The 13,546-nt window shown below is 48.8% G+C and carries 12 protein-coding genes; 3 read left to right on the top strand and 9 right to left on the bottom strand.

The genetic code is table 11. From position 1 onward, the window contains the following. Positions 1-47 precede the first annotated feature (47 nt). The 7 genes from rpoD to ACXX53_RS22645 form a co-directional block, all read right to left on the bottom strand. Positions 48-977 (bottom strand): RNA polymerase sigma factor RpoD, encoded by a 930-nt coding sequence (rpoD, locus tag ACXX53_RS22675; RefSeq protein WP_458570970.1) that lies wholly within the window; start codon positions 975-977, stop codon positions 48-50. A 76-nt stretch (positions 978-1,053) separates the two neighbouring features. Then, complete coding sequence (locus ACXX53_RS22670; RefSeq protein ID WP_458570969.1) at positions 1,054-1,278, bottom strand: hypothetical protein; 225 nt, start codon at positions 1,276-1,278, stop codon at positions 1,054-1,056. Between the two features lie 495 nt (positions 1,279-1,773). Next, positions 1,774-2,613, bottom strand: a complete 840-nt coding sequence (locus tag ACXX53_RS22665; protein ID WP_458570968.1) for a hypothetical protein — start codon at positions 2,611-2,613, stop codon at positions 1,774-1,776. An 11-nt stretch (positions 2,614-2,624) separates the two neighbouring features. Beyond that, entirely contained in the window at positions 2,625-3,689 is a 1,065-nt protein-coding gene (locus ACXX53_RS22660; protein WP_458570967.1) for a Gfo/Idh/MocA family protein, read from the bottom strand. 81 nt (positions 3,690-3,770) lie between these two features. Beyond that, positions 3,771-4,652 (bottom strand): carbohydrate ABC transporter permease, encoded by an 882-nt coding sequence (locus ACXX53_RS22655; protein ID WP_458570998.1) that lies wholly within the window; start codon positions 4,650-4,652, stop codon positions 3,771-3,773. A 10-nt stretch (positions 4,653-4,662) separates the two neighbouring features. Beyond that, a complete protein-coding gene (locus ACXX53_RS22650; RefSeq protein WP_458570966.1) occupies positions 4,663-5,616 on the bottom strand; it encodes a carbohydrate ABC transporter permease in 954 nt (317 codons plus the stop codon). Between the two features lie 80 nt (positions 5,617-5,696). Next, entirely contained in the window at positions 5,697-6,962 is a 1,266-nt protein-coding gene (locus ACXX53_RS22645) for an ABC transporter substrate-binding protein (RefSeq protein WP_458570965.1), read from the bottom strand. A gap of 257 nt (positions 6,963-7,219) precedes the next feature. Here ACXX53_RS22645 and ACXX53_RS22640 point away from each other — a divergent pair, with 257 nt between their 5' ends. Continuing rightward, positions 7,220-8,401, top strand: a complete 1,182-nt coding sequence (locus ACXX53_RS22640) for an acyltransferase family protein (RefSeq protein WP_458570964.1) — start codon at positions 7,220-7,222, stop codon at positions 8,399-8,401. A gap of 42 nt (positions 8,402-8,443) precedes the next feature. On the opposite strand, the gene ACXX53_RS22635 is transcribed toward ACXX53_RS22640, so the two are convergent. Further along, positions 8,444-9,421 carry an aldo/keto reductase gene (locus ACXX53_RS22635; protein WP_458570963.1) on the bottom strand — a complete coding sequence of 326 codons (978 nt, stop codon included), beginning with the start codon at positions 9,419-9,421 and terminating at the stop codon, positions 8,444-8,446. 166 nt (positions 9,422-9,587) lie between these two features. Between ACXX53_RS22635 and ACXX53_RS22630 the strand changes: the two genes are divergently transcribed. After that, positions 9,588-10,184, top strand: a complete 597-nt coding sequence (locus tag ACXX53_RS22630; RefSeq protein WP_458570962.1) for an HD domain-containing protein — start codon at positions 9,588-9,590, stop codon at positions 10,182-10,184. A 24-nt stretch (positions 10,185-10,208) separates the two neighbouring features. Here the strand turns inward: ACXX53_RS22630 and ACXX53_RS22625 are convergent, their stop codons facing one another. After that, positions 10,209-10,964, bottom strand: a complete 756-nt coding sequence (locus ACXX53_RS22625; RefSeq protein WP_458570997.1) for a class I SAM-dependent methyltransferase — start codon at positions 10,962-10,964, stop codon at positions 10,209-10,211. A 278-nt stretch (positions 10,965-11,242) separates the two neighbouring features. Between ACXX53_RS22625 and ACXX53_RS22620 the strand changes: the two genes are divergently transcribed. Further along, entirely contained in the window at positions 11,243-12,820 is a 1,578-nt protein-coding gene (locus ACXX53_RS22620; protein WP_458570961.1) for an FAD-dependent oxidoreductase, read from the top strand. Positions 12,821-13,546: the final 726 nt, after the last annotated feature.

Genomic DNA, 13,546 nt, shown 5'->3' with positions numbered 1-13,546 from the left:
AGCCACAGACAGAGGCGGTGATGCCGTCTGGTCTGTAGCTGTGTACATTAAAACATATAATCCTTCAGCTGCTTACTTCGACTAGGATGTCTCAGCTTGCGCAGCGCTTTGGCTTCGATCTGACGAATACGTTCACGGGTGACACTGAACACCTTTCCTACTTCTTCAAGTGTTCTTGGGCGTCCATCATCCAATCCAAAGCGAAGTCGGAGCACATTCTCCTCCCGCTCGGTCAGCGTATCCAATATGTTATCCATCTGTTCTTTCAACAGCGTAAAGGCCACTGAATCAGCGGGAGTCATCACTTCACGGTCTTCAATAAAGTCCTTCAGGTTAGAATCGTTCTCGTCTCCGATCGGTGTTTCAAGCGATACTGGCTCTTGAGCGATCTTCGCAATCTCCTGCACCTTCTCGACCGATAATTCCATTGCATCTGCAATCTCTTGCAATGTGGGCTCTCTTCCATTATCCTGATGCAGCTGTCTTGATATCCGTGTGTACCGATTGATCGTCTCCACCATATGAACGGGTACACGGATCGTTCGACCTTGATCCGCTATTGCTCTCGTTATCGCTTGTCGGATCCACCAAGTCGCATATGTGCTGAATTTGAATCCCTTTGTATAATCAAACTTCTCAACAGCTTTCATCAGCCCCATATTACCTTCTTGAATCAGATCAAGGAACAGCATACCACGGCCGTTATATTTGCGGGCAATACTGACGACAAGGCGCAGATTGGCTTCTGTCAATCTTTGCTTTGCCTGCTCGTCGCCTGCTAGAATACGCTGTGCAAGCGTGACCTCTTCCTCTCCCGTCAGAAGATGGAAGCGACCGATCTCTTTCAGATATAAGCGAACAGGATCGTCCACCTTCAGGCCTGGAGTAAGCTCGTAATCATAGGAGTTGTTCAGATCAGCTGCACTAGCTTGATCAGTTATTACGGTCTCGAGCTCTTCTCGATATTCATTTACCATCTTGCTCTAGCCCCCTTCGGTTGACGCAAACGGTTAATCATTATATAAGCCTGTATGTTGGCATATGCTCTGGCGATTAACGGGATATGCTGCGCCACTCCACTTCAAAATCGCTTTCGAACTGCTTTCCCTTAAACTGGCTGTGTTCCTCTACCGCATTGCCGCATTCGCAAGCCATATGATCGGCTCCGTAATTGTCTGTACCGAAGGTTATCGCTTCATTGCGGTAGTCGCGGGACCCAGGAATGACACGATAGACTCGCCCGCAGTTTAAGCATTCAATGACAAAGCCTGCTTGCATCAAGAAAGCCTCCCTTATATTCTTTGTTAAAGTTATTGACATTCCAACCGAAATATGCTATATTATTTATTTATACATAATTTAATCACTATATTATACTCTCAATTTGCAAAATAAACAATCTCTTTACCTAGAAAATAATAAAGGGGCTGTCCTAAAAGTCATTTTTCTCATGTCTTTTGGGACAGCCCTTCTTTGTTTCTACACCAATAAGTTGTATGACCCACGCTTGAACGGACACAGATGACGCTATTCGCTTCAAAACTAGCACTAAACTGCTATTTCAGGTCAAATAACGGTTCTACGGTCCGCTAGTATGGCGAATTAGTGGTGTTTGCGGCGAATAGCGGCTCCTGTGTCCGCTCCCGGCTCTTGTAGATAGAAGTAGGAATGGACAACCTTGAGCTCGCCATCATCGAAAAAAACAAGGGGCTTTCCCAGGTAGAAAAATCTACTTTTGGGACAGCCCCTTGTTCATTGATTAAACATTTACACCTAGCGCGGAAGCTCCAACCATTGATAAGGCTGCTTCGCTGCTTTCAATCCGTATTCAATAATTGTAATAATAGCGATCGTCTCGGAAGCAGGCACTGTGATCCGGCCTGTTTCGAAGAAGGTAATGAGATCTTGAATAAACAGCTGGAAGAAGTTCGATTCCGGCTTCACCAGCTTGCAGTCGCCCGCTTCATAATTGAGCGCCATGCTAAACGGACATTCCCATCCAAAGTGGTGAATCGTCGCTTGCCGCCCATCCGCGAACCCGATCAGCAGCGCCGGTGATTTCGGAGTCCCGATATACATGACTCGCGTCGCCTCAGGACCCATCAGCGAGATGATCGGCTCGATCTGATGGATGGAGTAATTCTCGAGCATTCCTGGTCCCCAGCTGGCAATGCTCTCGATTCCTTCTCGCTCTGTCGCGACGTACTCGGAAGCGAATCGCAGGGCTGACGATGAGTAGATCGGCGTTCCGTACTGCTCCGCGCGTTCAAATAAACGCAGCGCTGTCGCTCGATCAGGAGCGAACGTCTTGTCGATGTAAGTAGGCTTGCCTGATTGCAGCGGGATCTGAGCGAGCGCCTCATGCTGCTCTGGGTGATCCGGAGACAGCACGATCACATAATCGCTCTTCTCTACTACCTCTTCAATCGTGTTCAGCAGCTCAACACCATGCTTCTCACACCACGCCTCGTTGCTTAAACCCTGTTCAGCAGACTTCACACCGTACGCGTAAGATACGATCATATTCCCATTGCTCGCGGATCGAATCCATTCAGGATAATTATTCGCGTGCCATTCATCGAGATAATAATCGATGAATCCTATCTTCTTCATCTGAACGCTCCTTACTTCACGAAAGAAATTTCCTCACCTGTTTCCGAGGAGTCATAGATCGCTTGAATGATCTTGGACGACATAATGACGGTATCGATATGTGACGGCAATTTCTCGCCAGACTTGATGCAATCCAGGAATTCGTTGATTTCGTTCTTGAACATATCAGTCGCATTGTATTTTGGTGTCGTTTCAAGAAGAGTACCGTGCTTCGCGCTGTACATCTTAAACTCCGCACCATACTGCAGTCTTATCCCTGCCTTGTCCCCCAGGAAGTCAATGTACATCTCATCGACGCCAATATTTTGCGCCCAGGCACCATTTACCGTGATAGAAGGACCTTGTGTTCGAATCATAGCTGTTACGAAATCGTCCACATCGTATGTACCCTCATAATTAGGCGGTCCCGCCCACATACCGATATACGAATAATTCTTCATGTCCTTGCCCAGCTTGGAATAGGCTTGACCAGTCACCGTTCTCGGCTCTGGGTCTCCTGTGCAGTACATCACGATATCGAGGAAATGCACACCCCAGTCAATTAACGCGCCGCCTCCAGCTACAGCCTTGTTAGTGAAGTCTCCGCCGAGTCCTGGAATGGAACGCTGTGCACGGAAGCTCACATATACGTGATACAGCTCCCCGAGCTCACCGTCGTCGATCAATTTCTTAATAATGTTCACACCGGTGTTGAATCGATTGACGACCCCAATGTTCAGAATCTTGCCGGTTTCATGCTGCACCTTCTGCATCTCAAGCGCTTCTTGATAAGTTCTTGCCGCAGGCTTCTCGCAGAGCACGTTCTTGCCTGCACGCAAGCAGTCGATCGCGATCGAAGCATGGCAGTTGTTCGGTGTACATACCGATATAGCCTCAATCTCCGGATCAGCCAGAATCTCATGGTAATCCTCAATCGCTATGCCGCAGCCGTACTTCTCAACTGCTTGCTCCGCTCGCTCCTTTCTGATATCGCAGAAATATTTAATCTCTGCATTCGGATTTGCGAGATAAGCTGGGATGTGCGCACTGTTAGCAATCGTGCCGCAACCGATGACAGCTACTTTCATTTTACTCATGAATTGTCCCTCCGATTATGTGGATATCGCACTGCAGCCGATGACGGCTACCTATATTTTACACTTAAATCTTCTTTTAGACTATTTAAAACCTGTCAATGCCGAACCGGATTTTATGAAATATTTTTGTCCAAAGAAATACAAGACGATCATCGGAATGGTCATAATTGTCGCTGCGGCCATCAATTGCTCCCACTGAGCGCCGTGATCCTGCTGGAAGCCTTGCAAGCCGATGGTAATGGTCCATTTCTCAGAGTCGTTCAGATAAATGAGCGGTCCCATAAAGTCGACATAAGACCATACAAAGGAGAACAGCACGATCGTGGCCAGCGCCGGCTTTAACAGCGGGATAATGATCTGTAGATAGATTCGAAACTCAGAGGCTCCGTCAATCTTCGCCGCTTCCGACAGCTCATTTGGGATACCTAATAGAAACTGGCGTAGAAGAAAGATAAAGAAGGGGGCGCCGAAGAATGCCCCAATCGTGAGCGGCAGTATCGTATTGACCCAGCCCAGCTCTGTAAAGATGATGTACTGAGGAATCAATTGCACCTGCGACGGCAGAATCATCGTCGCTAAGACAATCGGGAATATGATCTTCCTTCCACTCCAAGGAATCTTGGCGAGAGAATACGCCACAAGCGGAGCAGCGAACAATTGACCAACGATATTAATGAAGCAGATCAGCAGCGTATTGCCCATATAACGGAAGAAGGGGATCGCTTCGATGGCAGCCGCATAATTGGACCAATGAAACTCCTGAGGGAGAATCCTTGGCGGCATCGCGAAGATCTCCTCCGGTGTCTTTAGCGAAGTGAAGAAGAGCCAGGCAAACGGGAATAGGAAAATGATCGAGAAGAACAGAAGCGCAGTATGCGGCAATATGGAAGTACGCAGCTTATAGGCAAAGCTGCTGCTTCGCTTCGGTCTGGCAGCTCCGCTTCTCGAAACTTGTGCACTCATCTCATTCACCTTACTCACCTCCGTAATAGACCCAGCGGCCAGAAGTTTTTAAGAGCACGAACGTAATGACCAATACGATTACAAACAATATCCATGCGAGCGCTGAGGCATAGCCCATTTTCAAGAAGACGAACGCTTCTTGATACAGATTAACCGCGTAGAACAGCATCGACTGGCCCGGCCCGCCCAGCGGGCTGCCTCCAGCCACTTTGCCCCCCGACAGGATGTAGGATTCCGTGAAGATCTGAAACGCGCCGATCAATCCCATGATGAGCTGGAATAGGATGATAGGCGACAAGGCTGGAACTGTAATCCTCCAGAATCGATGCCACCAGTTCGCGCCATCGACCTGCGCCGCCTCATAGAATTGCTGCGGTATGCCTTGAAGCGCGGCCAAGAAGATCAGTGCGCCAGCCCCTGATCCCCACAAGCTCATCAGGATGAGGGAGGGCTTCGTGTAACTCGGGTCAAGCAGCCATGCCGGATCCGGCAGCCCAACAGAGCGCAGCATGATGTTGATTAATCCGAAGTCAGGATTCAGCATCCAAGTCCACAGCAGCGCGCTCGCTACGATCGGAATAACTGAAGGCAAGTAGAAGATCGTTCGATAGAATCGAATCCCCTTCACTTTATAATTGAGGAGCATCGCCATCAGCAACGAGCTCGAGAGTGTAATGGGAACCGCGATGAATGCCATATAGAACGTATTGCCGAGCGACTTATAGAATGCGTCATCCGCAAGAATCCCCTTGTAGTTCTGTAAGCCAACCCACCTAGGCGGGTTAAACAAGTCGTACTCCGTTAAGCTAAAGTACAACGAGCTAAGAAACGGATATACCGTAAAGAAGATGAATCCAATAATCCACGGAGAGGCAAAAGCTAAGCCCTGCCAAAAATAGTGTCGTTCCCTTCTCGACTTCCCAGCTCTATTCGTGGATGGATTCATTGCTGCGGAGGCTTTCATCAGCTCATTCCTCCTTTCATCGCTAAGCTGGATCTAATCCTGGGCATCGCTGCTCAGAATCAGATCCAACTATGGTCTACTTATTTCACTAGCGGCTGAATCTTCTCTTTCACTTTCTTCAAGCCCTCTTCCATACTGATTTTTCCTCGTAAAATAGCGTCATACTGCACGCCGAACTCTGTCATATATTCGTTTGCAAAGGATGTCGCCGGAAAGGACTTCAGGTTCGGGCTCGAGGAATACGCCAGGAACTCCTTGAATCCAGGAACGTCAGCGTACAGCGTATTCTCGAAGGCGGATGTTCTCGTTGGCAGATTGCCGAGAGCTGCTGTAAATTCTGCCATTTGCTGCGGTTCCGTGATCCACTTCAGGAATTTCCAGGATGCATCTGGATTCTTCACTCCGTCTGGTATATAGAACACGCTCGTCGCAACGTTGCCAGGGTTCTTCATATTTGGATTTTTCTCATCATACGGGATTGGCGCTATACCGTAGTTCAGATTAGGCGCGAACTGTTTAATGAAAGTAGGCAGCCATTCGCCATCGATGGTCATGGCATACTTGCCGGAGAAGAATGGATTCTGCGCGGACATATACTGCCCAAGCGCTGATGAGAACCGATCCAGATTCTCAGAGCCATACTGATCCCAGATTCCTTTAGACAGCTCGATCGCAGCTTTCACACCGTCATTATCTATCGTGATTTGCTTGGATGCTTCGTCATAGAAGGAACCGCCATAGGCGTATGCGAATGTATACGCATCCATTCCCGGCCACAGTCCCAGCCGCTGAAGGCGTCCATCAGGCTCCACGACGCTCAACGCTTTAATATAATCTTTCAGCTGAGCGATCGTTTCCGGAGGACCGTTGAATCCGGCTTCCTTCAATAAGTCTTTATTGTAGAACAGCATCGACACGTGCATTGCGATCGGTATCGCATAGGTCTTGCCTTTGGACTGTGAAGAACTTAATGCCGCTGGCACGAAGTCCTTCAGATCGACATTGTCTTTCTTAATATAATCATCGAGCGCCATCATAGCCCCGCGTTCTCCCCAAGGAACGACGTTCTGTCCGAACTGTGAAGCTATATCCGGGGGATTGCCGCCTGTAATTGCGGTGAGCTGCTTCTGATAATCGCTCTGGGACAACCCTTTAACCTTAATGTCCGGATTCGCTTCATTCCACTTTGTGATGAGCTTTTCAAGCGCTGCCGCCTCTGGTCCTGTCCAGCCATACCAGAAGCTCAGCTCCACCTTCTCTCCACCCTTACCGCCCGAGCATCCAGCAGCAACGAATGAGATCGATAGAACGAGAATAAGGCTCCATAGCATCGATTGTCGTTTCATGCTCTTCCCTCCTAGTCATATGTTAGTACTGATCATCTTGCTTACCTGTGGGCCTCGCATCACCTCCAGAGCAGGACAGCTCCGATGCAGAAATGTTCAGTTATTTTCTCTAGTCCAACTTATTAATGAAGGATAATCCCTCCACATATGCCCATGTTGATTGATTGACACGCCATTATATACCAAGTATATTTATTACTTGTTTACCATATTTATGATTTATATCTAATTCTTATTGTTGAACAGGTGATGAAGCTATGAACAAGAAGATCATATATTTGGATGGATTGAGAGGGACAGCGGCTTTCATCGTCGTCATAACCCACTTCTTTCAAGTGTTTGCTCCATACGTATTTGAAGGGAACCCCGAGATCATCCACTTCGGCTTTGAACAATTCGCAGCGCAGACGCCTATTAATCTGTTATTTAACGGGAACTTTGCGGTGTGCTTATTTTTCGTATTAAGCGGCTATGTGCTGAGCCATCGCTATTTTCAATCGAAAGACCGCTCCATCGTCTACTTCTCAGCTCTCAAAAGATATGTTCGGCTAGCCGTTCCCGCCTTCGCCTCTGTACTCATCGCCTATCTAATTATGGTTTTTGGTCTCGGATACTATAATGACATCAACGGATTGACGAGAGCATCAATGCCTGATCCATATCAAGCAGATCCAAGCATTCTGACGCTGGTGCGGGAAGGGCTGTTCAACACCTTCTTCACGCATGGCTCGCAATACAATCCCGTGCTCTGGACCATGACTTACGAGCTGTTCGGTTCCTTTATCATCTTTATTTTTCTAATAGCTCTGGGGGCACGACGGGTTCGCATTATCGGATATGCGGCACTTGCTTGGTTCTTCATAGATTCCTATTATTTAGGGTTTGTTCTCGGGATGCTCCTAAGCGACTTGAGGAACAGCGGCAGGGATTGGCTCGGGTATATTCGTTATCCTTGGGTGAATGCGGCGCTTGTCATCATAGGCATTTACTTGGGGTCATATCCTTATGTAAGTTCTGAGGGGACGGTATATTCCGTACTCGTATGGGGGGCGGGCAGCATCTCACTCTTCGTGTTCTATCACATTATTGGCTCCTTCTTGATCCTGACCGCCTTATTGAATTCATCTCGCATGCAGACTTTGTTCAGCCTGAAGCCCTTCGCCTATCTAGGTAAAGTGTCCTTTTCCTTATATCTCGTTCATTTTACGATCATCTGCTCCTTCTCTAGTTACCTGTTTCTGAAAATGAACCCCGCGCTTCCTTATGGAGTTAATGTACTGCTGACTACGGTCATCTCGCTTGTACTTATTTTCGCTGCTGCGCATCTATTCTATCGTTTCATCGATGCCAAGACGCTCGCGTTTCTTGGCAGATGGCGCAAGCGCGATAGGCAGCATGTGCCTTCGCGCCAAGAAACAAACAAGGCGTTCAGAGCATAGTCCGCTCTGAACGCCTTTGTCTTTAACACTTCATACTTCCGCTTATGGCATTGGTACTCCACGCGAAGCAATATATAGACGATACCATTCTTCTCTCGTCATCAGCTTCGATTGACGCTCCGCATCCTGACAAGCCAGGATACGCTCTGCATTCGCCGAACCGATGACAGGCTGGATCATTGCTGGATGCTTCATCAGCCAGCCGAGCACGATAGCCTCTGGAGTCGTTTCCTTCTCCGCTGCCAACTGGCTCACTAGCTTCGCCGTATCCTGCACGGACTTCGACTCATTCTCTACGGATCTTCCAGAGAACAGCCCCTGGGCCAGAGGACCCCACGCTTGAATCTGAATCTTATTCATCTGGCAGTATTCCATCAATCCTTCAGCGAAGTTCACAGATGTGCCCGCTTTCTGATTCACATGTATTCCCTGATCGAGCCAATCCACGCGAGCCAGACTCATCTCCAGCTGATTTACAACAAGCTGATCTGGGATCGCCTGCTGCAGGAAGCTGATCTGAGCCGCGTTCATGTTGGACACGCCGAAGTAACGAACTTTGCCCGAAGCTTTAAGGTGACCGAACGCCTCAGCGACCTCTTCAGGCTCCATCAACGGATCTGGGCGATGCAGAAGCAGTGTATCCAGGTAATCTACGCCGAGCCGTTTCAAGGATCCATCTACAGTTGCTAGAATGCTTTCCTTCGAAAAGTCGAACATTCCTGGCGTGTCGCCCTCAGCCAGCTTAATCCCGCATTTGGATTGAATGATCACTTGATCGCGCAATCCTGGTCTGCTCTTTAAGATGCGGCCAAATGCTTCCTCTGCCTTCCCTCTTGTATATATATTGGCGTGGTCAAACATGTTGATTCCGATGGACAGAGCAGCATCCACTGCTTTCTCTGCTTTCAATACATCTTCTTGCGTAATAGGGTCGCTGTTCCACCCTCCGCCAAACGGCATACATCCTAGTATAAGCCGATTGGTATGAATTCCTCTTTGCTCTAACGGCATCATTTTCATGTCTAACCCTCCAGAAGATGTGTATTTTCACTTCATCAGTATAACAAGTTTAACGTGTGCATACAAAGAGATATTATCCGACGCGCCTCTTCCTTTCAATAACCTTTTTATGGGACAATGAACTTGATAACCGGCAGTCATTTTAAAAAAAGGATGTGAGTCTCATATGGTATCATCCCCTAATACAGATCCATCATTTCAACCAAATATGATGCTTCACAAGGCGATACAATTTGGGGCCGTTGCTCATGCTGGGCAGTTTCGGAAAGGCACAACCGTCCCTTATATCGTCCATCCCTTCGAGGTGGCACAGATCTTAACTGCTGCCGGCGCTGAAATGCCAGTCATCTGTGCCGGTCTGCTGCATGATACGGTGGAAGACACTCAGATTACGATTGAAAATATAACACTAGAGTTTGGCGAGGACGTCGCTGCGCTTGTAGCAGGCGCTTCTGAAGATAAGAGCAAGACATGGCATGAGCGGAAGCAGCATACCCTCGATTATCTTTCAAGTGAAGCCACTGTCCGAGAGCTGATGCTTGCTTGTGCTGATAAATTGTCTAACATGCGCTCTATTGCTGAAGACTATAGCATCGTTGGCGATGCGCTGTGGGATCGTTTCAATCAAGGAAAGGACGCTCAAAAATGGTATTACAGCGGACTAACCGAAGCGCTCAAGCGTCTCCAAGATTATGATATGTATCGGGAATTCGTTGCGCTGTATCAGCAGGTATTTGCGGAAGGAAGCGTTCGTCATGGCTAGAACACCAGCCTTCTATATTCTAACCTATACTCTTCCAATGTAGCTTCTGGTCAGATTGCGCATGATTAATTGATTCTCAGTAGAGTAGCTGTCAAATAAAGCGGTGATGGCTTCAACAAACGGCTCATACTGTTCATCTGACGACTTAGGCGCATAAGAAGCGGATAGATTGCGACCGATAAAGCTGTCTTTATCGAATGCTATAGGATGATCTACTACTTGATAATCATATTTGCCATTTCTAAAGAAACGCTCGTATATCTCGGGCGTTTCTTCTATTCCGCCGCTAAAGCCCTGGAAGGCAGGGCAATAGGCCTTGCAGATTCTAGCATTTTCGATAACCAGCTCACTGGAGGAATCTCTGCTGTTCCACACCAAGGCCACAAGCGCATCTAGCTTCAAGATTCGCTTGCATTCCTCCTTGAATTGCTCCTGATCGAACCAATGAAACGCCTGCGCTGCCGTGACAAGATCAACGCTGTGATCGGTGAGTCCTGAATGTTCAGCAGTTCCTTTGACAGAGCTGAAGTTCGGATAGTGATTTAACATCCCCTCCGCGTTCGCCCTCATATCGTCGTTGGGCTCAACAGCTATGACCTTCAAACCTTGATCAAGCAGTTGCCTTGTTAATATGCCAGTCCCCGCGCCAATATCAGCAACGATATGATCAGGAGTCAGCCCATTCGATGAGATCAGATAGTCGATATATCCCATTGGGTACCCTGGGCGGTATTGGGAGTAAACACCTGCTTTACCTGTGAATCTATGAGTCGGCTGCAATCTCAATCATCCTCTCCTATGTAATGTTCCGGTTACGATCATGGATGCTATCTCAACTATATGGAATCTATTTTATGCAAGAACGCATCAGATTACCATAAATGGTCATCCCTATACCCTTCTATTCACCTATTCGAGTTTCTACAATGAAAGTAGCTTCGTGCTTAAATTCAATTCTAATGCCGCATCGAAACTGACAGCATGATTTTATCATTAAGGATGTGCATATGCTTTAACGATTTCAGCTTTATCATACGTTCATAAAGGAGAGTTGCAGTATGAATCGACGAGAAATGAAAGCCGATATCGTCATCATCGGCGGAGGAACGGGCGGAACTGCCGCTGCTCTTGCTGCTGCAAGATCTGGCAAGACCGTTATTATGACGGAGGAGACCTCATGGATCGGCGGTCAGTTGACTAGTCAAGCTGTGCCGCCTGACGAACATCGTTGGATTGAGTCCTTCGGCTGTACTAGAAGCTATCGGCAATTTCGAGAAGGTGTGCGCAGCTATTACCGACAGCACTTCCCAATGACCGCTGAAGCCAGAGCAATCCAGCACTTGAACCCCGGCAGCGGTGTCGTCAGCCGATTATGCCATGAGCCGCGCGTTGCGCTCGCTGTTCTGCAGCAGATGCTTGCCCCTTACATACATAGCGGGCGGTTGCGCATTCTGTATCGCCATGTCCTTGATCATGCTGAGACATCTGGCGATAAGGTAAGCGCAGTAACCGTGAGAGATCTTGCGACAGAGGAACGGACGGTTCTGCTCGCTCCGTTCTATCTGGATGCGACGGAATGCGGAGATCTATTGCCTCTCGCCGGCATCGAATATGTCACGGGAGCTGAATCGATCCAACAGACCGGAGAGCCGCACGCGGTAGATGGGGATCCGCTGCCGATGGATATGCAGGGCTTTACCTATTGCTTCGCGGTAGATTACCTAGAAGGCGAGAATCATACGATAGCCAAGCCAGAGCTTTATGATTTCTGGCGCAGCTATAAGCCGGAGTTCTGGCCTGATCATCTGCTCAGTCTGAAGGGTGTAATACCATCGACGATGGAACCCGTCCAATATGAGCTGCTCACGGCAACCGTTGGATTCTCCTTGTTTCATTATAGACAGATCCTGAATCATCAGCATTTTCAAGAGGGAACCTATCAAAGCTCTATCTCTCTAGTGAACTGGCCGCAAAATGATTACTGGTTAGGCTCGATCATTGATGTGAGCGAAGAGGAGCGCGCTTTGCACTTGCATCAGGCGAAGCAGCTGTCGCTCTCGCTGCTGTACTGGCTGCAGACGGAAGCGCCGCGATCGGATGACAAGCAAGGATATCCTGGATTCCGATTGCGTCCAGATGTCGTCGGTACCGAAGATGGCTTGGCGATGTATCCATATGTCCGAGAGTCCAGAAGGATTCAAGCCGAGTTCACGGTCCTTGAGCAGCATGTCGCAACAGCCTGCCGACCAAGCGGCCAAGCCGAAGAGTTTCACGATTCCGTCGGTATCGGCTGCTACCGGATCGATCTGCATCCAAGCACAGGCAACCGGCCGTACATTGATATCTCTTCACTTCCATTTCAGATCCCGCTCGGCAGCCTAATCCCACAGCGGGTTACTAATGTGCTTGCGGCATGCAAGAATCTAGGTGTAACCCACATCACGAACGGCTGCTACCGCCTTCACCCTGTGGAATGGAACATTGGGGAGGCTGCTGGCTATTGCGCAAGCTACTGCTTGGATCACGGGATTCATCCCACTGCAGTCCGCAACAATGCGTCAGAGCTCGACAGCTTCCAGAAGCGGTTGGTGCAAGAGGGCATCGAGCTGAAATGGCCTTCGATTCACTCTGTATAGGCGCCATATCAGGCCCCAAACCCTCCTGGCGGGCTCGATTTACTACCCGAGACGTCGATTATCGACGTCTCGGACCCAAAATCGGCTCGTTCGGGGGCTGAGATGCACTTTTTCGACGTCTCAGACCCCGAATCCCTTCTGACGAGCTCGATTCACCACCTGAGACGTCGATTATCGACGTCTCAGACCCAAAATCGGCTCGTTCGGGGGCTGAGATGCACTTTTTCGACGTCTCAGGCCATCCCTGCATAACCTCGTCTCCGTAACACGGTTTTTCCACGTTATCTCACCTATCCTGCGAGTTTCGCCCGCTGTAACGGGGAAAAAACCTGTTAGCGCGCGCCGGCCTCCCCATCCCTGCATTGCCTCGTCTCTGTAACACGGTTTTCCCCCGTTATCTCACCTAACCCGCGAGTTTCGCTCGCTGTAACGGGGAAAAAACCTGTTAGCACGCGCCGGCCTCCCCATCAGCACACAGCCTCTTACCTGTAACACGGTTTTTCCACGTTATCTCACCTAACCTGCGAGTTTCACCCGCTGTAACGGGGAAAAAACCTGTTAGCTCGCGCCGGCCTCCCCATCCGCACACAGCCTCGTCTCTGTAACACGGTTTTTTGCTCTTCTGTCAATAGAGTGGACACCCTTAAGTTATGCTGCTCTCTCGTAGTACAATTGCTCAAATCGTACCGGCGACATATATCCGAGGGTACTGTTAGATCGCTTTCG

This window comes from Paenibacillus marinisediminis (genome assembly GCF_054343325.1).
Note: the sequence above shows the minus strand (reverse complement) of the source record. Positions and strands in the feature narration are given on the sequence as shown.